The 23238-nt window shown below is 60.3% G+C and carries 20 protein-coding genes and 1 riboswitch; of the genes, 14 read left to right on the forward strand and 6 right to left on the reverse strand.

Annotated features, from left to right (window positions below):
* Nucleotides 1–188 precede the first annotated feature (188 nt).
* Nucleotides 189–1490 carry a lipid IV(A) 3-deoxy-D-manno-octulosonic acid transferase gene (gene waaA, locus A7976_RS11095; protein WP_067111572.1) on the forward strand — a complete coding sequence of 434 codons (1302 nt, stop codon included), beginning with the start codon at nucleotides 189–191 and terminating at the stop codon, nucleotides 1488–1490.
* 36 nt (nucleotides 1491–1526) lie between these two features.
* Here waaA and A7976_RS11100 read toward each other — a convergent pair whose 3' ends face one another.
* The 6 genes from A7976_RS11100 to A7976_RS11125 form a co-directional block, all read right to left on the reverse strand.
* A complete protein-coding gene (locus tag A7976_RS11100; RefSeq protein WP_067111575.1) occupies nucleotides 1527–2129 on the reverse strand; it encodes a hypothetical protein in 603 nt (200 codons plus the stop codon).
* A 5-nt stretch (nucleotides 2130–2134) separates the two neighbouring features.
* Nucleotides 2135–2692 (reverse strand): hydrolase, encoded by a 558-nt coding sequence (locus A7976_RS11105; RefSeq protein ID WP_067111578.1) that lies wholly within the window; start codon nucleotides 2690–2692, stop codon nucleotides 2135–2137.
* Nucleotides 2689–4044 carry a TolC family outer membrane protein gene (locus A7976_RS11110; protein ID WP_067111581.1) on the reverse strand — a complete coding sequence of 452 codons (1356 nt, stop codon included), beginning with the start codon at nucleotides 4042–4044 and terminating at the stop codon, nucleotides 2689–2691. Before A7976_RS11110 ends, A7976_RS11105 begins: the two co-directional genes overlap by 4 nt.
* A gap of 174 nt (nucleotides 4045–4218) precedes the next feature.
* Nucleotides 4219–4881 carry a protein-L-isoaspartate O-methyltransferase gene (locus A7976_RS11115; protein WP_067111584.1) on the reverse strand — a complete coding sequence of 221 codons (663 nt, stop codon included), beginning with the start codon at nucleotides 4879–4881 and terminating at the stop codon, nucleotides 4219–4221.
* Nucleotides 4882–5003: 122 nt separating this feature from the next.
* Nucleotides 5004–6356 carry a sigma-54 dependent transcriptional regulator gene (locus A7976_RS11120; RefSeq protein ID WP_067111587.1) on the reverse strand — a complete coding sequence of 451 codons (1353 nt, stop codon included), beginning with the start codon at nucleotides 6354–6356 and terminating at the stop codon, nucleotides 5004–5006.
* The gene (locus A7976_RS11125; RefSeq protein WP_067111590.1) at nucleotides 6353–8035 is read right to left on the reverse strand and encodes a PAS domain-containing sensor histidine kinase; all 1683 of its coding nucleotides are present in this window, start codon (nucleotides 8033–8035) and stop codon (nucleotides 6353–6355) included. Before A7976_RS11125 ends, A7976_RS11120 begins: the two co-directional genes overlap by 4 nt.
* 68 nt (nucleotides 8036–8103) lie before the next feature.
* Here A7976_RS11125 and A7976_RS11130 point away from each other — a divergent pair, with 68 nt between their 5' ends.
* The 13 genes from A7976_RS11130 (at nucleotide 8104) to A7976_RS11190 (ending at nucleotide 23111) form a co-directional block, all read left to right on the forward strand.
* Nucleotides 8104–9102 carry a hypothetical protein gene (locus tag A7976_RS11130; protein WP_067111593.1) on the forward strand — a complete coding sequence of 333 codons (999 nt, stop codon included), beginning with the start codon at nucleotides 8104–8106 and terminating at the stop codon, nucleotides 9100–9102.
* The gene (locus tag A7976_RS11135; RefSeq protein WP_067111596.1) at nucleotides 9102–9581 is read left to right on the forward strand and encodes a hypothetical protein; all 480 of its coding nucleotides are present in this window, start codon (nucleotides 9102–9104) and stop codon (nucleotides 9579–9581) included. Before A7976_RS11130 ends, A7976_RS11135 begins: the two co-directional genes overlap by 1 nt.
* Nucleotides 9582–9810: 229 nt before the next feature.
* Complete coding sequence (locus A7976_RS11140; RefSeq protein ID WP_067111599.1) at nucleotides 9811–10476, forward strand: thermostable hemolysin; 666 nt, start codon at nucleotides 9811–9813, stop codon at nucleotides 10474–10476.
* 2 nt (nucleotides 10477–10478) lie between these two features.
* On the forward strand, nucleotides 10479–11990 hold the full coding sequence (locus A7976_RS11145) for an AMP-binding protein (protein WP_067111602.1): 1512 nt from the start codon (nucleotides 10479–10481) through the stop codon (nucleotides 11988–11990).
* Entirely contained in the window at nucleotides 11980–12660 is a 681-nt protein-coding gene (locus A7976_RS11150; protein ID WP_067111605.1) for a TenA family transcriptional regulator, read from the forward strand. Before A7976_RS11145 ends, A7976_RS11150 begins: the two co-directional genes overlap by 11 nt.
* Entirely contained in the window at nucleotides 12657–13475 is an 819-nt protein-coding gene (locus A7976_RS11155) for an SDR family oxidoreductase (RefSeq protein WP_067111609.1), read from the forward strand. The genes A7976_RS11150 and A7976_RS11155 overlap by 4 nt, the downstream gene beginning before the upstream one ends.
* A gap of 12 nt (nucleotides 13476–13487) precedes the next feature.
* Nucleotides 13488–14129, forward strand: a complete 642-nt coding sequence (locus A7976_RS11160; protein ID WP_067111612.1) for a tetratricopeptide repeat protein — start codon at nucleotides 13488–13490, stop codon at nucleotides 14127–14129.
* Nucleotides 14126–16054, forward strand: a complete 1929-nt coding sequence (locus A7976_RS11165; RefSeq protein ID WP_088178425.1) for a sulfatase-like hydrolase/transferase — start codon at nucleotides 14126–14128, stop codon at nucleotides 16052–16054. Before A7976_RS11160 ends, A7976_RS11165 begins: the two co-directional genes overlap by 4 nt.
* Before the next feature lie 125 nt (nucleotides 16055–16179).
* Nucleotides 16180–16272, forward strand: a riboswitch (TPP riboswitch).
* 68 nt (nucleotides 16273–16340) lie between these two features.
* Nucleotides 16341–18212, forward strand: coding sequence for a phosphomethylpyrimidine synthase ThiC (thiC, locus tag A7976_RS11170; protein ID WP_067111615.1), 1872 nt, complete (start codon nucleotides 16341–16343; stop codon nucleotides 18210–18212).
* Between the two features lie 89 nt (nucleotides 18213–18301).
* Nucleotides 18302–18577 carry a YkgJ family cysteine cluster protein gene (locus tag A7976_RS11175; RefSeq protein ID WP_205633503.1) on the forward strand — a complete coding sequence of 92 codons (276 nt, stop codon included), beginning with the start codon at nucleotides 18302–18304 and terminating at the stop codon, nucleotides 18575–18577.
* 45 nt (nucleotides 18578–18622) lie between these two features.
* The gene (locus A7976_RS11180; RefSeq protein ID WP_067111621.1) at nucleotides 18623–19423 is read left to right on the forward strand and encodes an undecaprenyl-diphosphate phosphatase; all 801 of its coding nucleotides are present in this window, start codon (nucleotides 18623–18625) and stop codon (nucleotides 19421–19423) included.
* A 15-nt stretch (nucleotides 19424–19438) separates the two neighbouring features.
* Complete coding sequence (locus A7976_RS11185) at nucleotides 19439–20065, forward strand: exopolysaccharide biosynthesis protein (RefSeq protein WP_067111624.1); 627 nt, start codon at nucleotides 19439–19441, stop codon at nucleotides 20063–20065.
* 46 nt (nucleotides 20066–20111) lie between these two features.
* Complete coding sequence (locus tag A7976_RS11190) at nucleotides 20112–23111, forward strand: AsmA family protein (RefSeq protein ID WP_067111626.1); 3000 nt, start codon at nucleotides 20112–20114, stop codon at nucleotides 23109–23111.
* Nucleotides 23112–23238: the final 127 nt, after the last annotated feature.

The raw sequence follows: 23238 nt of genomic DNA on the forward strand, positions 1-23238 counted from the left end.
GACTTTCAGTCTCCTCGATTGGCACTGGGAAGAGGCGGGCGTAAGGCCTTGCCAAACCTGAATCCAGCCGAAAAAGCACCAAAACAGTGCCCGTGAATGCTGTCGAATCGGGAAATTTTCCGGCTCTGCGCAGAGGCTTTTGGCGCGGTTAAGTTAAAACTCAGCCTTTCCGTGCGAAAATCGCCGTCATGCCGCGTTGGACTTATACCCTGCTACTTTGTCTGCTGCTCCCGCTCGCCCTGCTGAAGCTGGTGTGGCGCGCTTTTCGCCAGCCGGAATACTTGCGCCATGTGCCCGAGCGTTTCGGTTTTTATCGCGTCCCGCGGCCCACGCAGCCCGTCATCTGGCTGCATGCCGTCTCGGTCGGCGAGACGCGCGCGACGGCGCCGCTGGTGGCCTTGCTGCGGGAGTGTTATCCACAGCACCGAATTCTTATGACGCACACCACGCCGACCGGGCGCGCGGCGGGGGAGCAGCTTTTTGGCGACAATGTGCTGCGCTGCTATCTGCCTTACGACCTGCCCGGCGCGATGGCGCGTTTTCTGGATCATTTTCAGCCCAAGGCCGGGCTGCTGATGGAAACCGAGTTGTGGTTCAACCTGATTGCGGCCTGCGAGCAGCGCGGCATGCCCTTGATGCTGGTGAATGCGCGGCTTTCGGCAAGGTCGGCGCGCGGTTATGCGCGGCTGGGCGAGCTGGTCACGGACGGCCTGCGTAAATTGACCCGAATTGCGGCACAGACCGAAGCCGATGTGCAGCGCCTGCGCGAGTTGGGCGCACAGAATGTCGTCGTGACCGGCAATCTCAAGTTCGACGTGACACCGCCGCTGGAGGCTCGGGGGAAGGGTGCGGCATTGCGGCTACTGTTCGGGGAGAAACGGCCGGTATTTCTCGCGGCGAGCACGCGCGACGGTGAAGAGCCGCTGGTGCTGGATGCGGTGGCTGCGGCGAATGTGCCCGGCCTGCTCACGGTGATCGTGCCGCGGCATCCGCAGCGATTCAATGAGGTAGCGAGCTTGCTGGATAAGCGCGGGATTGCTTATGTGCGACGTTCCTCACTGGTAGAGACCTTCTCTTCACCCCAGCCTGCTCTCGCGGAGGGAGAGCAGGCTGTCGGGCTGGATATTCAGATAGTGCTGGGCGACAGCATGGGCGAGATGTTCGCCTATTACGCCGCGTGCGACGTGGCATTTATTGGCGGCAGCCTGTTGCCGCTGGGCGGGCAGAACCTGATCGAGGCCTGCGCCATGGGCAAGCCGGTGCTGATCGGGCCGCACACCTGGAATTTCGAAGCGGTGGCGGCGAGCGCGCTGGAAGCAGGGGCGGCGTTGCGGGTTGATGATCCGGCGGCGCTGGGAGCGAAATTGCGCGAGTTGTTCGCTGACGGTGAATTGCGCGAACGCATGTCCCGGCAGGCGCTTGCGTTCAGCGGCAGCCATAGCGGCGCGTCGCAACGGGTCATGGCCATGATAGCGCAGGTCGTAATCTGACCGTCATTCCGGCGAAAGCCTGTCTTCGGGCGGGTGTTAACTGACCGTCCCGATCTCCACCGATTCCACCCATAACAATTCACACGCGCCGTTTCCTGTATCTGTGCGACTCAATGAGCTGCGCCATTGCCAGCCGTCGTCCGCGCTGATCGCAACCAGATAGCCGCGCAAGCGGACGATCTGCCCCGGTCGAACTTCGTTCAGTCGCCGCGCTACGGCAGAATCGGCGGGAATCATGTGCGTATTGGCGCTGTGACTTTCGATTTCCTCGCGTGGAATCGGAAACTCATCGACGCGCCAGAAATAAAAACGTCCGCTCTGGCGGATGTCGATTTTTTTCAGCACGGCCGTATCCGACATCGCGCCCCAGCCCAGCGCGAAATCCACCGGCGAAATATCGGCTTCACGGCCGAGGCGATAGCGTTCGGTGCCGAGTACGCGCGCCTCGATGATGTATTTCGCCAGCGGTTCGACGCGGTAGTTTTCCAGTGTCAGGCGAGGCGGCGAATGGATCGGTATCTGGTGCGGTTCATCCGCGATGAGTATGCCGGTGCGGGAGATTTCAACCGGACTGGTGTGGCTGAACTGGTACGCGCCGAATCCGACCAGCGCGATGAAAGCCAACGTCTGCCAGCGCATGCGTTTTAGCGGACGAGCTTGCTGATCTGTTTGAAAGCGTCGCCCTCGGCGACCTTGAGCCACTCGAACACCACGGATTCGGTGTTGGTGACGATGACTCCGGCCTGGCGCAGGCGCGTCAGCGCATTCTGCTTGTTGGCGTCGCGACGCGACAGCACGGCATCTTCGACGACGAATACCTGATGTCCGGATTCCTGCAGTTGCAGCGCGGTTTGCAGGATGCAGATATGCGCTTCCATGCCGGCGAGGATGATCTGCGGGCGGTCGCGGTGCAGCTGCGCGCGGAAAGCGCTTTCATCGCAGCAGGAGAAACAGGTTTTTACGACGGCCGCCTCGGGTTTCAGCCATGTGCCGAGCGCAGAGAGCGTTGGGCCCAGGCCTTTGGGATATTGCTCGGTATGTACGACGGGAATTTCCAGCAATTGCGCGGCTTGCAGCAGGATGCTGCAGTTCTTCACCAGATCTTGCAAGGCCTGCGGATCCATTACTCCGCACAGTTTTTCTTGCACGTCGACGACCGCGAGCTGGCTTGAGCCGCGAATACAAAGCGAAGAGGCGTTCATGAACCTTCGAGCAGTTTGTTGGTGGCGGCGAGGTCATCCTCGGTCAGCACGCCGGCGGCGGCCTTGAGCTGCAGCACGGAGAGCAGCCAGGAGTAGCGTGCCTGCAACAGATCGCGCTTGGCACTGTAGAGCTGCTGCTGCGCGTTGAGCACGTCCACGCTGGTACGCACGCCGACTTCATAGCCGAGGGAAGTCGAATCCAGCTGGCTCTGGCTGGACACCAGCGCCTGTTCGTAGGCGGTGACCTGCGCGACCGAACTGGTCACATTCAGATAGGCCTGACGCGTTTGCAGTTCGGCCTGGCGGCGCGCGGCTTCAACGTCGTCCTGCGATTTCTGCTGGTTGGCGATGGCCTCGCGCACCTTGGAACTGATAGCGCCGCCCTGATACAGGGGGATTTCAAACTGCAAGCCCACGACGGCGGTTTTGACGGCCTTGTTGTAGCCGACGAGATCGCTGCTCACGCCGCCGTTGGCGCGGTTATCGGAGTAGGTGCCGACGACGTCCAGCGTCGGTAGATGGCCCGCCCGCGTGCGCTCCACTTCCTGATTGGCGAGTTGCAGCGACTGGAGCTGGATCTTGAGCGCCAGATTGTTCTCCGATGCGACCTCGACCCATTTTTCCATTTCATAAGGCTCGGGGATTGCCGCCTGCAAGTCGCTCTTCGCTGTGGCGAGGCGTTGCGGCATCTGGCCGGTGACGGCCTGGATGGCATGTTTTTTCGCTTCCAGCTCATTTACCGCGGCGATTTCCTGCGCGACCGTCAGGTCGTAACGCGCCTGCGCTTCATGCACATCGGTGATGGTCGCGCTGCCGACCTCGAAATTGGCCTTGGCCTGTTCGAGCTGACGGCTGATCGCGGCCTTCTGCGCCTGGATGAGATCGATCTTGTCTTGCGCCAGCAGGACGTCGAAATAGGCTTGCGACACGCGCAGCATCAGGTCCTGGTGCGAGGTGTTGAGCTGCTCGTCAGCCTGCGCGACCTGGGTCTTGGATTGTGCGTACTGGATGCTGTTTTGTCTGCGGTATAGCGGCTGGTTGATGTTGAGGTTGTAGCCGTAGGTTTCGAAATCGTCGTGGCCGCTACGCCCGATATTGGTGATGCCGCCGGTGCGGTCGAGATTGGACTGGGTATGCCCGGCGCTGGCGCCCAGCTTGGCTGTGGGCAGCAGCAGCGCCTTGCCTTGCACCAGTTTTTCCTGCGCTGCGATATTCGCGTTCTGTGCTGCCGCCCATGTCGGATCGTTAGCCTGGGCTTGCTGATAGGTCGAGAGCAAATCCTGCACCGGCATTTCCGCGTGGGAGGCCAGGGGCAAGGTCGCGATAATCAAAGCAAGTAATGTCTTGTTCATTAGAGTATCTAATACGCCTGGACAGAAAGGCCAACGAAGTTAGCCGCCCCTACCTTACTGCGGGCCGACAGCCTGGTCAATCGACCGGCCCGACATGCTTGGCGGTACAACACGACGTCCGCTCGCGATGAGCTTGTCGATGCATGCGCGCAAGCGGTGTGCTCCGCTCGAATATCAGAAGCTGAAGCGTTCCGGCTGCGGCGCACCGGTCAATTCCGGCACACAGGTTTCAAAGAGTACATCGGAGCGGAATACCTGTTCCGCAACGCGGCGAATCAGCGTGGCTTCCATGACGGGCGCTTCGCCGATGACCGCGAACAGCCGGCCGCCGATCGTCAATTGCTGCTGCAAGCCTGACGGCAACACGGGAACCGAGCCGGTGAGCACGATGACGTCGTACGGGGCGTTTGCGCTCCAGCCAAGAGCGCCGTTGCCGGTTGCCAGCGTGACGTTGGCAATGTCGTGGCGTTCCAGATTCTTGCGTGCGGTGGCGGTGAGTTCGGGAACGCATTCGACGCTGACGACCTGCTGCGCAAGCTTCGCCAGCAGCGCCGTCATGTAGCCGCTGCCGGTGCCGATTTCCAGCACCTTGTCGGTTTTCTTGAGGCCGAGCGACTGCACGATGCGCGCTTCCATCTTGGGCGACAGCATGCTCTGCCCATAGCCGATGGGAATCTCCAGATCGGCGAAGGCCAGCCCCAGATATTGCGGCGGCACGAAATCCTCGCGCGGCACGTCTTTCAGCAATGCCAGCACAACCGGGTCCAATACCTCCCAGGTACGGATCTGTTGTTCGATCATGTTGAAGCGGGACTGTTCGAGATCGGTATTCATCATGGTTCGCTCAAGTCAAGTTAGCGGATTATAGCCCAAGCAATGCGGTAAGCGGCGACATCAAATCTGTAACTGTTTGAGTGGCGAGTACCGCGTTATCAACGATGCGCACGCGCGGACGCCGATCAAGGGTTTCCGAGATTGTAGCGGGTCAACTTGTACCAGAGTGAGCGCTCGCTGATATCCAGCAGGCGAGCTGCTTTGCTCTTGTTGCCGCCGGTCTGGCGCAGCGCTTCGGCGATCAGTTGTTTTTCGAGCGCTTCGGAGGCGAGCGGAATCGAGAGCGTTTCCGGGGCGAGCGAGGCGGCGGTCGCCGACGGCGCCGTCGCAGGCGCAATATCGGCCGGCAGGTGCGCGGCATCGATGGTGTCGCCGCCGCAGACGATGGCCGCGCGCTCCAGCACGTTTTCCAGCTCGCGCACGTTGCCCGGCCAGTGGTAGGCCGCCAGCCGCGCCAGTGCCGCGGACGTGATTTCCATGCCGCGACGCAGGGTGAAGTGTTGTACCAGGAGAGGAATATCGTCGATGCGTGCGCGCAGCGGCGGCAGGTCGAGGCGGAATACATTGAGCCGGTAATACAGGTCTTCGCGCAGCAGGCCGTCGCGCACTGCCTGCTGTGGGTCGCGGTTGGTGGCGGCGACAATGCGGATATCGACGCTGATCGGGCGATGCCCGCCCAGGCGCTCGATCACGCCTTCCTGCAGGGCTCGCAGCAGTTTGGCTTGCAAGGCAAGCGGCATTTCCGTGATTTCATCCAGAAACAGCGTGCCACCGTCCGCCAGCTCGAACTTGCCGATGCGTTCCTTGACTGCGCCGGTGAAGGCGCCGCGCTCGTGGCCGAAGAGTTCGGACTCCATCATTTCGGCGGGAATCGCGGCGCAGTTGACCGCGACGAACAGGGATTCGCTGCGCGGAGACAAGCGATGGATGGCGTGCGCCGCCAGTTCCTTGCCGGTGCCGGTTTCGCCGACGATGAGCACTGTCGCCTTTTCCGGTGCAACCTGGCGGATGGCGTCGTAGACTTTGTGCATGGCCGGTGTGTTGCCGACCATGTTGTTCACGCCGCGCTCGGCTTCGTCGCGCAGGAAGCGGTTTTCAATCTTGAGGCGGGTCACGGAAAGCGCGCGGACGATGGCGATTTCCAGCGTTTCCAAGTCGAACGGCCGCACGATGTAATCCGCCGCGCCCAGCTTCATCGCCGCAACGGCGGTTTCCACTTCGGCCTGCGCCGTGACGATGATGGCGGGAATGCTCATGCCCGCTTCACGCATCGCAGTCAGCAGGCCGAGGCCGTCCATGCCGGGCATGTGCAAATCGCTGACGACGAGATCAGCGCCTTCGCGGCCCAGCAACTCCATTGCTTCCCGGCCGTCCGCCGCCAGCAAGGGCTGGTAGCCGGCCTGGTTCAGCATGATTTGCAGCAGGCGCCGCATGTTGGGCTCGTCATCGACGGCGAGGATGCGTTTTTTCTCGTTCATTTCATTTGGCTTTCAGTCGGCAGGCGCAGGCGGAACAAGGCACCGCCGAGATGGCTTTTCCCGGCAACGATTTCGCCGCGATGTGCGGCAACGATTTGGCGAACCACCGTGAGACCGAGACCGATGCCGCCGCTGCGTTGCGTGTAAAACGGGTCGAAGACGCGATCATACAACTCCGGTGCAATGCCGGGGCCGTCGTCGGCGATTTCGAGCAGGACGGCATCGGTCCGGTGCTTGACCGTTGCCTCGATATGCCCGCCCTCGGGAAGAATCTGCAAGGCATTCAGCAGCAGATTGAGCAGTACCTGTGTCATCTGCTCCGGATCGCACAGCGCGGTTGCGTCGGTGCCGGTATCCATGAAATCCAGCGCGATATTCTTCTTGGCGGCCTGCGGCTTGAGCATTGCTATGGCTTGCCGGGTGAGTTCGGCCAGATTGACCGGCTGCAACTCAGGCGGACGTGCCCGGGCGCAGTCGAGCAAGGTGGAGATGAGTTTGTTCATGCGCTCGGTTTCGCTGAGGATGAAACCGCATACCTCGCGGCCTTCATCGCTCAGTCCTGGTTCGCGCAGCAGCAGTTGCGCCGACGAGCGCAGAATGCCGAGCGGCGTACGCACCTCGTGCGACATTGCGGCGGCCATTTCGCCGACCACGGCAAGCTTGGCGGCGCGAGTGAGGTTTTCTTTCAGGCGGTCGAGATCGCGGATCATCTGACCGAACGCGGTAGCCAGTTCGCGTACTTCGGCGGGCCCGCCGGTCGGGGGCGGAGCCATGCGCTGCTCGCGGATGAAGTTGCGCGTGAAATAGGTAAGTTTCCCCAGGGGGCGGGCCATGCTGGCGGCAACCGGTATGGCGGCCAGTGCGGCGATGGCGACGATGAAGAGCAGCAGCAGGCTGAAGGTATGCGCCATTTGGCGTACCGGCGCGAGGGCGACGGCTTTGGATTGGGCAACGATGACTTTCCAGCCGAAACCCGGAAAATCCTCGAACCCTTTGGCGACGGCGGTGGCTGAGATTTCCTGCGTGAGATCGCGTGAATGCCAGCCTTCGGTGGCAGCGAGCAATTTGCCCTGGCGGTCCAGCAGGGCGGCTGCACTGCCGTTGGCGGAAGTGGCAGCCAATATCTGCCTGACTTGCTCCCAGTCGAATACGGCATAGAGCGTGCCTGCATCGCCGCCTTCGATGGCGTCGGGAATCCTGGAAGAAAGCGGCAACCGGCCGGCGACGAGCCGCGCGGCATGAACATCCCCCTGTGCCAGCAGTATCCCCTGTCCACCATTGGCTGGAACGAAATGCTGCCCGATGCGGCCAGGTTCGCTGGAAGCGACGACAATATCGTGCGTGTCTGCCGCGTTCAATTCGACGTAAACGCCGCCGTAGCTGGCTTTCGACTCGCTGAGAAAGCGCGACAGACGCTTGTCTACGTCGCCCACGCGGAGCTCCTGCATGATTTCCAGCCGACTCCAGGAGGCCACGTTCTGCAAGCGTTCGAACATCATGCGGTCGATCTCGGCGGCAGTAGCTGATGCGCGCACCTGCATATCCCGTGCGATTTCGGTTTCCAGCGTGTCGCGCGCGGTTGAAAATGCCATCCACGTGATAGCTGCCGCAGGCAGCAACCCGGCGAGCAGAAATGCAGCCAGCAGGATATGACTGATGGAATAGGCTTTTCGCAACATGGGTTTCGGTGGGAGAATGGCCGGGGATTTATTAAGCCTACTATGAATAGGCTTTCAACGGAGCATTCATGCGCAACTCCTCATTTTTGGTCGCCACAAGTGTAGTCGCCGCTTTTCTGGCCTGCAACCCGGCGGCGGCAGACGACAGCGCGCCGCTTTCGGCAGAGTATCTGCACGTCGGCGGTTACGCCAGCGGTGGATTTCGAATACATCCGGGCGGGAAGGCGGCGGCCGATCTCCACGAGCTTAGCCTGATCCTGAACTGGGATGGCGGCGGCAAGCTGCACCTCTTTTCCGAATTGGAGGTGGAAACTCCGCTGACTTGGGAAGAGGGTGGATCGATCAGCAGCAATGACGCGGACTTCGACATCGAGCGCCTGTATGCCGACTACAGCCTGACAGGCGCCCTCACCGTGCGCGGCGGGCGCTTGCTGACGCCTATCGGTCGTTGGAACGTCACGCATGCCGCACCGCTGGTGTGGACAACGAACCGTCCGGCCGCGACCGAGAAGCTGTTTCCCGAGGCGATCAATGGCGTGATGCTCTACGGCACGCTACCGCTGAATGAAGGCGCCTTGGACTATGCGCTGTTCGGTGAGGCGCTGCGCGACCAGACGAAGGACAAGGATGAGCCCTTCTTCGAGAAAACGCGCGGCGTGCGGCTCGCTTATATCGGAATCGCAGAGGTCGGCATGACGCTTTCCGAATTCGAGGAGGACGCCATCGGCCAGCCGCGTTATCGCATGCTGGGGCTGGACTTCTTCAAGGCGCTAAATGGCTGGGAATTCAGCGGAGAACTCTACCGCCGCTTTGCGCGCGGCAATGACGACGACCGCAGCGGCGGCGGATATGCGCAGGTGGTGGCGCCGCTGGGGAACCGGTGGTTTGCGATCGGCCGACTGGAAAACCTCCGCCTGCCGGACGAGGGCACGACCGGCCGCTGGCTGGTGGGTACGGCCTGGCGCTGGAAAAACAATCAGATATTCAAGCTGGAGTATGTCGGCGGCCGCGACGAGCATCCCGACATGCCGCGCGGTTTTGCCGCCTCTTACGCGATTCTTTTTTGATGCGATTCGCGATACTCATCCTTCTTGCAGCAGCCGGCCTGCTGCCGGTTCCGGCAGTGGCGGCCGATGAGCCGCTTGCCGTCATCGTGCCGCGCCATTTCAGCGGGCGCGAGCCCAACGTGCAGGAACTCGCGCTGATCTTCAAACGCAAAAAACTGGCCTGGGACGACGGCATGCGCATTCAGGCTGTCAACCTGCCATCGGATCATCCCGCGCGGCGCCTGTTCTCGCAACGCATCCTCAAGAGCGCGCCGGAAGCGCAGACGCAATACTGGAACGCGATGTACTTCCAGGGCGTCTTTCCGCCGCATGTGGTCGCCTCGCCGGAGGCCATGCTGCGCTACATAGCCGAGACCTCGGGCGCTATCGGTTACGTGCCCGGCTGCAAGCTCGATGCGCGGGTAAAGGCGATTTTGTGGATCGATGCCTCGGGCGCCATTTCGGAAAGCTCGCCGCCCCTGGAATGCCCGCAGGATTGATACACAAGCCCTGCAAATAATGCAGAACCGTTTTGCGCCTAGCCTGCATTTTTTGCGTGATCGTAATAGAACATTCTATTTATCTCCCCCTTGGCCTTGGCCTTGGTTATTAATCCATCTTATTGAAATGTAATAGATATAACGCCATCTCAAGGGCGTTTAAGCAGAATTTTCCCTGATTGGCACAGCGGTTGCTGAACTAACTGCAGATTAATTTGCAGGAGCTCTCATGCTTTGCGCCAACCTGATTGTTAAACCGCTTTCCGACATTCATGCCGCACCGGCGCCGGACATTATCCGGCAGGAAGCGGACATTCACGTCCACGGCTCGCCGCACTACACCACCCGGTTGTGCGGGCCCGACGCGCCGGAGCGGGCGGAGCTGGAGCAATTCATCCGCCTCGTTTTCCAGCGCGCTTACGGCGCCAGCATCAGGCATTTCATGCCGCAGCTGATGAGCCTGCGCGACGCCGGGGGCAGCTTGCTGGCCGTGTGTGGCCTGCGCAATGCCGATCACGGGACGTTGTTCCTGGAAACCTATCTCGATGCGCCGGTGGAGCACGTCATCGCCAACCGCACGCAACGCGGCGTGGAGCGTAGCGACATTGTCGAAATCGGCAATCTGGCCGTGGCCGCGCCGGGTATTGCGCCGCACCTGCTGGCAAGCGTCAGCCATTATCTGCACGGTACGGGCACGCAATGGGCCGTGTTCACCGCGATCCCGGTGCTGCGCAATTCGCTCGCACGTTTGAACATGCAGCTCGAAGTGCTGGCCGATGCCAGCCTGCAACGCATCGTGCCGGAAGAGCGGCCGGAGTGGGGCACGTATTACGACAAGAATCCGCAGGTGATGGCCGTGTGTCGCGCTTCCCGTCCGGATTTCACGGCGGCCTGAAGATGCGTTCCGTGCTCGATGCGGTCGCAACCGCAAATTCTCAAGCCATTGCGCTGCGCGGGGTCACAGGTGTAGTCACCTATGGCGATCTGCAGGCGTCGGTCGCGCATGCAGCAGGACATTTGCGCGATTCCTCACCGCGCGTGGTTGGCCTCGCGCTGGACAACGGCCCGGCCTGGGCGGCTATTGACCTCGCGGCCATGCAAGCCAAGGTTCCGCTCGTACCGCTGCCTTTCTTCTTCTCCGCCGGGCAGCTTGCCCATGCCATCAAGGATGCCGGTATCGACTGCATTCATACCGATCAGCCGGAACAGTTCGAGAAACTCTTCGCGCAGATAAATATTGCAGTCCGCGAGCGCAACGAATGCCGCATCCATGGCCAGGCCGTCACCGAGTTCCGGCTGGAAGGCGTGCCCGCAGTCGCATTGCCGCCCGGCACGGCCAAGATCACCTATACCTCGGGCACCACCGGCAGTCCCAAGGGCGTATGCCTGGGAATGCGAGCGATGGATCTGGTCGCGCATTCGCTGCTGGAGGCGACCGATGCGCGTTCATCCGATCGTCATGCCAGTCTGATGCCGCTGTCGACTTTGCTGGAAAACATCGCCGGACTGTATGTTCCGCTGCTCGCCAGTGCAACCGCGGTGCTGCTGCCCTTTGCCGAGATCGGCCTGCGCGGCGCCAGCGGGCTGGACGTGCAGAAAATGGCGGCGTCGCTGCTTGCATGCGATGCGACTACCACCATCCTGACCCCCGAAATGCTGCGCGGACTGGTAGCGATCGCGGCCGCCGGGCACCCGTTGCCGCAAAGTCTGCGTTTCGTCGCCGTGGGCGGCGCGCCGGTGGCGGAGCGCTTGCTCCAGCATGCCTACGCATTGGGCATGCCCGTGTTCGAAGGTTATGGCCTCTCGGAGTGCGCATCCGTCGTATCGCTGAATACCGCCTCCGCGAATGCCTTGGGCACGGCCGGGCGGCCCTTGCCGCACGTGCGTCTTGCGTTTTCGCAGGAGGGTGAAATCCTCGTCGCCGGCGCCATCATGCTGGGCTATACCGGCAATGCCGAGTGCAACATGCAGGAGGGCTACTGGCCGACCGGCGACCTCGGGTTTCTCGATGCGCAAGGTTTTTTGCATATTACCGGCCGCAAGAAAAATATTTTCATCACCTCGTTCGGCCGCAACGTCGCGCCGGAATGGGTGGAGCGCGAACTCACCTTGTCCCCGGACATCGCACAGGCCGCCGTATTCGGAGAGGGCCGGCCGTGGAATGTCGCGGTGATTGTGCCGCGCGGCACGATGCCGGAAGCCGCTGCACGTATCGAGCAAGCAATCGCGGATGCGAACGCGCACTTGCCGGATTACGCCTGCATTCGCAACTGGCTGCCGGCGCAGGCGCCATTTACCCCCGCCAGCGGACAGATGACGCCCAACGGGCGCCTTCGGCGCGACGCCATCCACTCGGTGTATCAGGAACAGATCGATCTTTTGTATGAGGAAAATCTCAATGTTTTATGACGAACTGCTCGCCGCGACCGAACGCGAGCGCAACGAGCTGCTGAATCTGCCGTTGATCCGCGCCGGCGCGGCGGGGCAGGTGAACCGCGATATGTACATCGCATTCCTGGCCGAAGCCTATCACCACGTCAAGCACACCGTACCGATGCTGATGAGTTGCGGCGCGCGCCTGCCCGAGCGTTACGAATGGCTGCGCGAAGCGGTGGCGGAATACGTCGTAGAGGAAATCGGCCATCAGGAATGGATACTCAACGACATCAAGGCCTGTGGCGCGGATGCCGAAGCCGTGCGCAACGGCAGCCCCGGAATGGCGACAGAGATCATGGTGGCCTACGCCTACGACGCGATTGCGCGGGTGAACCCCATCGCATTTTTCGGCATGGTGCTGGTGCTGGAAGGCACCAGCGTCGAGGTGGCCACGCGCGCCGGCGAGGCCATCAGGAACAGCCTCGGGCTTGGCAGCGAAGCCTTCACCTATCTCACATCGCATGGCTCGCTGGATGTCGGCCACACGGATTTCTACGCCAGGCTGATCAATCGCATCGACGATCCTGCCGACCGCGAGGTGCTGATACACGCGGCCCGCGTCTTCTACAAACTTTACGGCGACATCTTCCGCGAACTTGCAGCGCGCTTCTTCCCGGCCATCGCCGAAAAGGCCGCCGCATGAGCCTCAAGGGAAAACGCATCCTGCTAACCGGGGCAACCGGCGGCATCGGTTATCCGCTGGCGCTGGCGCTGGCCGCCAAGGGCGCGCGTCTCGCGCTGGTGGATCGCAACGGCGAACGGCAGGAGGAAATCCGCGAGGAAATCGTGCGCAGCGGAGGCGATGCGGTGAGTATCGTCATCGACTTGCTGCAAAACCAGGCGCCAGCCAGTGCCGTGAGAATCGCCATGCAGTCGCTGGGCGGGTTGGACATGCTGATCAACAACGCCGGCATGATCGATTTCACGCTGTTCCAGCAACAGGATCCGGCGCGTATCGCGCAGGTCATGAGCATCAACGCCGTCGTGCCGATGCAGCTCGCACACGCGGTGCTGCCGCAATTTCTCGCGCAAGGCAGCGGGCGCATCGTGAATATCGGCTCGACTTTCGGTTCGATAGGTTTTCCGCATCACGCCGTCTACAGCGCCAGCAAGTTCGCGGTGCGCGGTTTCTCGGAAGCACTGCGCCGCGAGCTGGAAGACAGCGGCGTGGAAGTCACCTACATCGCGCCGCGCGCGACGCGTACCGCGCTCAACGATGCGGCGGCCGTGCGCATGATGGAGACCAATCGTATCGCCATGGATGATCCGGAAGTCGTTGCGCAAATCATCGTCCGCGCCATCGAACAAGGCCGCAAGGAATGTTACATCGGCGGGCCGGAATCGATCTTTGCCCGCCTCAACGGCGTCCTGCCGCGCCTGGTGGATGCAGGCCTCAAGAAAAAAACCCGCGTCGCGCATGCGTTTGCCGATCGCGGCGTTTCAATAAACCCTGAATGAAGGAGTAATTCCATGAAGAAATTGATAGCAATCATGGCCCTGGCGCTGCTTGCCGTCACCGCCGCCCATGCCGGCAATGAGCTGGATGGCGCCATCGTGCGATTGCAGCACGACTGGGCGAAGGCCAATTACCACACCGCCAAGGACGAGCAGGAGGCGGCATTCAAGACGCTGGCCGACCGCGCACATCAGATTTCGGCCACCAGACCGGACAAGGCGGAAGCGATGATCTGGGAGGCCATCGTGCAAAGCGGCTACGCCAAAGCCAAGGGCGGCATCGGTGCGCTGAAGCATGCCGAACAGGCGCGCGATCTGCTGCGCGCCTCGCTCAAGCTCAATCCGCAGGCATTGCAAGGCTCGGCCTACACCTCGCTGGGTTCGCTGTACTACAAGGTGCCGCGCTGGCCGCTCGGTTTCGGCGACAAGAAAAAAGCGCGCGAGTATCTGGAAAAGGCGTTGCAAGTAAACCCGGACGGTATCGATCCCAACTATTTCTATGCCGATTTTCTGCTGGAGCAGGGCGAGACAGCCAAGGCCATCGAGTATTTCAACAAGGCGCTGAACGCCCCGGCGCGTCCCGGCCGCGAGGATGCCGATGCGGGTCGCAGGGCTGATATCGAGGAAGGCCTGCAGAAGGCAAAGCAACGCTCATGATGACTTCCCCGCAACAGGCTTCATCGGCACGCACGACACTCGTCTGGTATTTTGCGTTTACGTATCTGGCCCTGTGCTGGATCAACTACGCCAATCTCGATATCGCCTCGGCGCGAGCCATCGGAGCGGGAGCCGTGTTTTTCCTGCTGAATGCCTACGCCAGTTATAACGCGATGTATTTGTTCCCGGCCCTGCTGCTGACCTGGCTCGCTGGGCGTCCCGGAATATGGAAAGCCTTGCGGGCTCCCACATTTATCGGCGCTGCCGCGCAAACCGCCGCCGTCGCCAGCGGTGCGCTCACCACGCTGTTCTTTTACGCCAACAATCAGCTGCACGCGCTGTATGGCATGTTCGTCAACGGTTTCGTCGTCAATCTGGTCGTGACGCCGGGCGGACTTGAATCCCTCGGCGGCAGCGCGGCATCCAGCCTCGGCTTCGTGGTGGTCGGCGCTGCATTTCTCGTCGGCCATGCGGCGCTTTTATTCATGCTCAACTGGATATCGAGACATCCTGCGGCGATGCGGCTCAATATCCGCAGGCTGGCGTGGCCGTTGGCGGGCGTGTTCTTCCTGTCGACTCTGGGCGATCGTGCGGCCTACGCCTATACCAACGCATTGAGCCAGGACACCGACATGCTGGTGCTGACACAAGGCGTGCCGTATTACGTGAGCCTCACCGCGCGTCATTTTTTTACGCGGCTCGGGTTCAAGGTGGCGCCGGAGGAAAAGGTCGCCAGCATCCACGGTCAATTGCGCTATCCGGCCCAGCCCATTACGTTCGACAAGCCTGCCAAGCCGTATAACATCGTCTGGCTGGTATCCGAATCCTGGCGCGCGGATACGCTGAATCCCGACATCATGCCGAACACGGCGGCCTTCGCCGGCCAGGCGCAAACCTTCAGGCTGCATTACAGCGGTGGCAACGGCACGCGCGTCGGCGTATTCACGATGATGACCGGCGTGCCGGGCAGCTACTGGCCGGCGTTTTACGAAAGTCATCGCAGCGCGCCGCTGATCGATGCGCTGCGCCAGCAGGGTTACCAGATGTCGCTGTACACCAGCGCCAAGTTTTCCTATCCCGAATTCGATCAGACCATATTCAGCAGCGTGCCCAAAGAGGATTTGCACTGGGTCGAAACCGGCGAAGGGTGGCAGAGGGATCGCAAGAACGTCGGCGATATGCTGGATTTCATCGACAAGCGCGATCCGGCCAAGCCATTCTTTACCTTCATGTTCTTCGAGTCGCCGCATGCCCGCTATTACTTCCCGCCGGAAAGCGTGATCCGCCGTCCGTACCGCGACGATATCAATTACGCGACGCTGGATCGCAGCGAGTTGCGCAAGGATATGGGCCTGATCAAGAACCGTTACCTGAACGCGGTGCATCATCTGGATAGTCAGTTCGCGCGGGTGTTCGATTACCTGGAAGCACATAATCTGCTGGAAAACACCATCGTGGTGGCGCTCGGCGATCACGGCGAGGAATTTCTGGAGCAAGGATACTGGGGACATAACTCGACGTTCTCGGATCCACAGACCCGCACGCCGTTGATCGTATGGATACCGGGAATGAAGCCTGCGGTGCACGACAAGCTCACCAGCCATCTCGATTTGCCACCGACCATCATGCCGTTGCTGGGCGTGAAGAACCCCGCGTCGGATTATTCAACCGGCATCGATCTAATGTCGACCGAGCAGCACGAGTACATCACGCTCAGCGACTGGTCGCATATCGGCTACAAGGATAATGTGGTGAAGATTACGTTGCCGATGAATGCGCAGGGCGTGGTGGGCAAGAAAGTCGTGGGCCCGCATGACGAAGTGCTGACCGCGCGGCAGGCAAAAACGTTGTTCAAGGAAGAGCAGTCGCACTTGGTGAAGCTGATGCAGGAAATCGGTCGGTTTACCCGTCCGGCAAGAAACTGAAATGGGTTGCTCTAGCGCTCGAGTTCACGCGGCTTCCAGCGTGCTGATGGGTTGTCGTTAGCCCTTCCGGGCTAGCGGTTATATCGTTGTTTCCTTGCTATTATTGGCGTTTTCGAGTACTTTCTCGGCATTGCTAGGGGTCTGCCGCGAGGCAGTGAGAAACACCCTTCGAACCTGATGCGGGTCATGCCGCCGTAGGGAAGCATGATTCGATGCTTCCCTACCTTAATACAACGAAGGAAGCATAGCCAGGTGCTCCTTCGTTTCTTAAAGCTAGGAGTACCGAATGAACGCCAATCCCAAATTCCTCAACGTTTCCGCCGAGCTCGACGCGGATGCGACCAAATCGTTTCCTAAATCGCGTAAGGTCTATGTCACCGGCAGCCGTCCGGACATTCGCGTGCCTTTCCGCGAGATCAGCCTGTCCGACACGCCCTCGGCTTTCGGCGCGGAACAGAACCCGCCGGTGGTGGTGTACGACACCTCCGGCCCTTACACTGATCCTGACGTCAACATCGACATCCGCAACGGCCTGCCGGCCTTGCGCGCCAAGTGGATCGAAGAGCGCGGCGATACTGAAGTGCTGGCTGGCCCGACTTCCAAGTACGGCCATGAACGCAAGACCGATCCGGCTCTCGCCGAAATGCGTTTCAACCTGACCCGCCCGCCGCGCCGTGCCAAGGCCGGCCGTAACGTGTCGCAGATGCACTATGCGCGCCAAGGCATCATCACCCCGGAAATGGAATACATCGCGATCCGCGAAAACCAGCGCCGCGAGAACATGAGCGAGCTGATCCTGAAGCAGCACCCCGGCAACAACTACGGCGCCGCAACGCCCAAGCTGATCACGCCAGAGTTCGTGCGCGACGAAGTCGCCCGCGGCCGCGCGATCATTCCCCTCAACATCAACCACCCGGAAATCGAGCCGATGATCATCGGCCGCAACTTCCTGGTGAAGATCAACGCCAACATCGGCAACTCCGCGCTGGGTTCCTCCATCTCCGAAGAAGTCGAAAAGATGGTGTGGGGCACGCGCTGGGGCGGCGACACGGTGATGGATCTGTCCACCGGCAAGAACATCCACGAAACGCGCGAGTGGATCATCCGCAACAGCCCGGTGCCTATCGGCACAGTGCCTATCTACCAGGCGCTGGAAAAAGTCGACGGCAAGGCCGAAGACCTGACCTGGGAAATCTTCCGCGACACGCTGATCGAGCAAGCCGAGCAGGGCGTGGATTACTTTACTATCCACGCCGGCGTGCGTCTCGCCTACATCCCGATGACTGCCAAGCGCATGACCGGCATCGTCTCGCGCGGCGGCTCCATCATGGCCAAGTGGTGCCTGGCGCATCACAAGGAATCCTTCCTCTACGAGCATTTCGAAGATATCTGCGAAATCATGAAGGCCTACGACGTCAGCTTCTCGCTGGGCGATGGTCTGCGTCCGGGTTCTATTTATGACGCCAACGACGAGGCGCAATTCGCCGAACTGAAGACACTGGGTGAACTGACGCAGATCGCGTGGAAGCACGACGTACAGTGCATGATCGAAGGCCCCGGTCATGTGCCGATGCACCTGATCAAGGAGAACATGGACCTGCAGTTGGAACACTGCGGCGAAGCTCCGTTCTACACCCTGGGCCCGCTGACCACCGACATCGCTCCCGGCTACGACCACATCACTTCCGGCATCGGCGCCGCGATGATCGGCTGGTACGGCTGCGCGATGCTGTGCTACGTGACACCGAAGGAGCATTTGGGCCTGCCGGACAAGGAAGACGTGCGCGTCGGCATCATTACCTACAAGATCGCCGCGCACGCTGCCGACCTCGCCAAGGGCCACCCCGGCGCGCAAATCCGCGACAACGCGCTGTCCAAGGCACGCTTCGAATTTAGATGGGAAGACCAATTCAATCTCGGCCTCGACCCGGAAAAAGCCAAGGAATTCCACGACGAAACCCTGCCGCAGGAAGGCGCCAAGCAGGCACACTTCTGTTCCATGTGCGGCCCGCATTTCTGCTCGATGAAGATCACGCAGGACGTGCGCGACTATGCTGCCACGCAGGGTGTGAGCGAAGAAGAAGCGCTCGCCAAGGGCATGCAGGAAAAGGCGATCGAGTTTGTTAAGAAGGGCTCCGAGGTCTATCAAAAGGTCTGATTTCAGTTTCGTTCGAGCGTACACCGCGAGGCCGCCGCTTGCCGCTCTGGGCGCGCCTTCGCCCTGTCTTCGCTCGAATGCTCGCTGAAATGAAAGCCGTTGTTTGCCGGGAGGGCTGCGGTGCCTGTTGCATCGCGCCTTCCATCCATTCGCCCCTGCCGGGCATGCCGCACGGCAAACCGGCAGGCGTGCGATGCGTACAGCTTACCGAAGATAATCGCTGCGCCGTGTTCGGCCAGCCCGAGCGGCCGGCTTTTTGCGGCGGTTTGCGACCGTCGGAGGAAATGTGCGGCGAAACCCGCACGCACGCCCTGCAGTGGCTGGAGCGTCTGGAACGCGCCACCACTCCCAATTCGCCCGCATGATTGACGCGGCCTTGTAACCTTTACCCCGGATAATAGAACCTCTGTATGGATATTCTCATTCTCATCAAGGCTTTCATCCTCGGCGTCGTCGAAGGCGCTACCGAATTTCTCCCCATTTCCAGCACCGGTCACCTCATCATCGTCGGCGATCTCCTGCAATTCAATTCCGAGCGCGACAAGGTCTTCAAGATCGTCATCCAGCTTGGCGCGATTCTGGCGATCTGCTGGGAATACCGGGCGCGGCTGGGGCATGTGGTTGCAAATGTGGGGGAGCCTGCATCGAAGCGGCTGTTCGTCAATATTGCGCTGGCCTTCCTGCCGGCGGCAATTCTGGGCGTGCTGTTTCACGACATCATCAAGACCTATCTCTTCACGCCGCTGACTGTGTCGATGGCGCTGATACTGGGCGGTTTCGCCATTCTGCTCATCGAGAAATACAAGCCCGAATTCGATACCGCGACGGTGGATGACATGGACTGGAAGCACGCGCTCAAGATCGGCCTCGCGCAATCCATGGCGCTCTTCCCCGGTGTGTCGCGTGCCGGCGCCACCATCCTCGGCGGCGTGGTGTTCGGGTTGTCGCGCAAGGCAGCGGCGGAGTTTTCATTTTTTCTGGCGATTCCCATCATGTTCGCCGCCACCGGTTACGATCTTTTCAAGAATTGGGAGTTGTTGCATGCGAACGACATTCCGGTTTTTGCTGTCGGATTCATAACCGCATTCTTCAGCGCATTGCTCATGGTGCGCGGCCTGCTCAAATATGTATCCAACCATGACTTCCGCATTTTTGCCTGGTATCGCATCGTGTTCGGCCTGATCGTGCTGGCGTATTTTTCGAGTAAATAACCGAGTAACCATTCCTTGTGCGACTACGACACCCTTGTTAAAACGCTGCACCGCTTTGCGGATCAATCCAAAGAGCGTCCGCTGACGTTGGGCGAGGCTTTGGACTCACTGGATGAAGCAGCTTATGCTTTCATCGCAATTATCCTGGTGCTGCCTTTCGTGCAGCCAGTACCGCTGGGGCCGATTACGGTTCTTGGTGGGTTGGCATTCGCCACGCTGGGGTGGCAGCTGATGCGCGGTCACGAATCGCCGATGCTGCCGCAGAAGATGCAGTCGATCGAGTTTAGCGAGAAAAGCTGGCGCATCCTGGTCAATGTCTGCCTCAAGATACTTGGGTTCTGCCGCAAATTCACGCGGCCGCGGCATACCGGGCTGGTGACCGGGCGCAAGGGGCAAAAAATCGGCGGATTCATCCTGCTGTCGGGCGGTGTGCTGATGGCAATTCCGTTCGGCGTGCTGCCGTTCAACAACGTGCTGCCGGCATTGGCGATTCTGTTCTATGGCATCGGTGAGCTGGAAGAGGACGGCCTGATGGTATTCATCGCCTTTTTCTGGCTGGCGTTCACGGTACTGTATTTCGGCGCGTTTTTCGTTGCGCTGTGGTTTTTTGGTCAGGAAGCGCTCGCCTATTTCAAGTGGTAAGCCGGTGCTAAACTGAATAAATTACGCTCGATTGAGGAAGATCAGAATGAATAAAGCCCTCAAATATTCGCTTTATGGTGTCGGTGGCATCGTCGGACTGGCGCTGGTGGGTGCCGGCATACTGGCGGCGACTTTCGATCCTAACGATTACAAGCCCTTGATCGTCAACCTCGTCAAGGAAAAGAAACAGCGCACGCTCAATATCGAAGGCGACATCAAGCTCGCCTTCTGGCCCAAGCTGGGCGCCGATCTCGGCAAGGTATCCCTGTCCGAACACAACGGCGACAAGGAATTCGCCTCCATCAACAGCGCCAAGGTGTTCGTCGCGGTGCTGCCGCTGCTCAAGAAAGAGCTGGTGATCGACACTATCCACGTCGATGGCGTACGTGCCAACATTGTGCGCTACAAGGACGGCACGACGAACTTCGACGACCTGATTTCCAAGGAAGAAGAAGAGCCGCAAGAGCTCAAGTTCGACATCGATGGCATCAAGGTCTCCGATGCGTCGGTGAGCTTGACCGACGAGATGGGCAATCGCAATTTCAAGCTGAGCGACATGCAGCTGGAAACCGGGCACGTGGCCAAGAACGAGCCTGTCGATGTCGATACCAAGTTCCATATTGCCGGCGATAACCCGGTGCTTGATGCGAAAATGCAATTCAAGGGCACTCTGCTGGCCGATACCGAGAAGAAGCAGTACGGTGTGAAGGGCATGGCGCTGGCGTTGCAGGGCACGGTGACTTCGCTGCGCGATGTCGATCTGACCTTGGCGGGCGACGTGGACGCCAAGCCGGAAACGAATGAATATGTCGTGGACGGCCTCAAGCTGGCCGTAAAGGCGACACAGGATGCGCAAAAGCTTGATGTGAAGCTGGACGCGCCCAAACTGCTGGCGCAGAAAGATGAAGTGAGCGGTGATGACGTGAAGCTCGACGTCACGCGCAGCCAGGGCGACGACACGATGAGCGCCAAGCTGGTGATCGCCGACATGAAGGGTTCGCCCAAAGCATTCGAGAGCTCCGGCATTTCCGGCGACATTTCCGGCAGGCAGGGCAAGCGCAGCCTGTCAGGCAAGTTCAGCTCGCCGTTCAAGGGCAATCTAGAAACACTGGTGTTCGATCTGCCCAAGCTCGCTGGCAACGTGGACGTCAAGGATCCGTCGCTGCCTAATGGCGCCGCCAAGATCGGCTTCAACCTCAACACCCACCTGGATGTGAAGCAGGAAAAAGCCGCGGTCGGCCTCGCCATGAACATCGACGGCAGCAACCTCAAAGGCGATATCGGCGTGGCCGGCTTCAAGCAATCCAACGTGAAATTCAACCTGACGGCCGACCAGCTCGACCTCAACAAGCTGCTGGGTGCCAATCAGAAGAAAGAGGAAAAGCCCAAGGCTGCCGCCGACAACAACAAGCCTGCCGACCTGTCCTTCCTCAAGACGGTGTTCGCCGACGGCTCGATCAACATCGGCGCGCTGCTGTACGACAAATACCGCGTCAGCAATCTGACCGCGAAGATCAAGGCTGATGGCAAGACGCTGGTGGTAAGCCCGCTCTCGTTGAAGCTCGATGACAGCACCATCAAGGGCCGCGTCGGCGTCAGCCAGTTCGAGCGCGCACTGTATACCTTCGATCTCGATATCGACCGTATCGACGCCGACCGCTATGCCGCCCAGGATCCTGGCGCCAAAACGGCGGACAAGCCCAAGGACGACAAACCGCTCGATCTGACCGCGCTGAAGGCTTTGAATGCCGATGGCAGCTTGCGTATCGGCAGCCTCAAGTACGGCAAGATCAATTCGTCCAACATCCGCATCGACCTCAAATCCGATGGGCGCAAGCTGGACATAGCGCCCTTTTCCGCGAAAGTGGACGATAGCCAAGTCAACGCCAATTTCGGCATTACACGCTTTGAGAAGCCTGTTTTCAGTTTTAACGTGAACATCGACAAGCTGGATGCCGACCGCTACATCACCAAGAGCGAAGCCAAATCGAGCGGCAGCACGGAAGACAAGCCGCTCGATCTGACTGCGCTCAAAAACCTGAATGCGAGCGGCAGTGCCAAGCTGGGCTGGCTCAAGCTGGCCAATGTGAAAACCAGCAATGTGAATATCGGCCTCAAGGCCAATGACGGCCTGGTGAATCTGGCACCGTTTTCCGCCAATCTCTACGACGGCAGCATGGATGGCACGCTGAGCGTGGATGCCCGGTCAACGCCGGCCATCGCTTTCAAGCAGGACATGAAAGGTATCAGCATCGGCCCGCTGCTGGTCGACGCCATCCAGAACGACATGCTGGAAGGCAAGGGTACGCTGGCGGTGGACGTGAAAACCAGCGGCAACACCGTATTGGCATTGAAGAAGGCGCTCGGGGGTACGGCAGCGATTCGGCTCGCGGACGGCGCGGTCAAGGGGGTGGACATCGCCGGGACGATTCGCGACATCAAGAATAAACTCAATTTCAGCGGCAACACACTGGGTGCCGACCAGAGAAAGAAAACCGATTTCAGCGAAATGACCGCCAGTTTCAAGATCGCCAAGGGCGTGGCGCACAACGAGGATCTCAGCATGAAATCTCCGTTGCTGCGCGTGACCGGCAGCGGCGATATCGACATCGGCAATTCGATGCTGAATTACACCGCGCGCCCCACAGTGGTGAATACCACAAAAGGCCAGGGCGGTGCCGAGATGGATGCACTTAACGGGCTGACTTTCCCGGTGAAAGTCACAGGGCCTTTCTCCGCGCCCAAATACGGTTTCGATTTTGCCGCGATAGGTACCGAAATCGCCAAGAAGAATCTGCTCAAAGGCACCAAGGCCGAGCCATTGCAGCAATTGCTGGAAGGCAACAAGGAGGAGGCGCTGAAGGGCTTGCTGGATCGCAAGAAGAAACCTGCCGAGCAACCGGCACCTGCTCCTGCCCAGCAGGAGGGCTCGACTACACCTCCTGCCGAACAGCAGGCCGCTCCGGCGCCAGCCCCAGCAGAAAAGCCCAAGCTCACGCCCGAAGAAAAGGCGAAGAAAAAGCTGAACGAACTGTTGGGACTCTAGCTAATATTGGCTTTCATGGCCTGGCACCGGGCCTGGGCCGGGCTCCGAGGCGCAGCCCGAGAGAACACACGCGAGCGTCAGCAATAGGATAGGCAGTATTTTCATGACGAGCTCCAGTATGATGACC

The organism is Methylobacillus sp. MM3 (assembly GCF_001645185.1).
Lineage (GTDB): Bacteria > Pseudomonadota > Gammaproteobacteria > Burkholderiales > Methylophilaceae > MM2.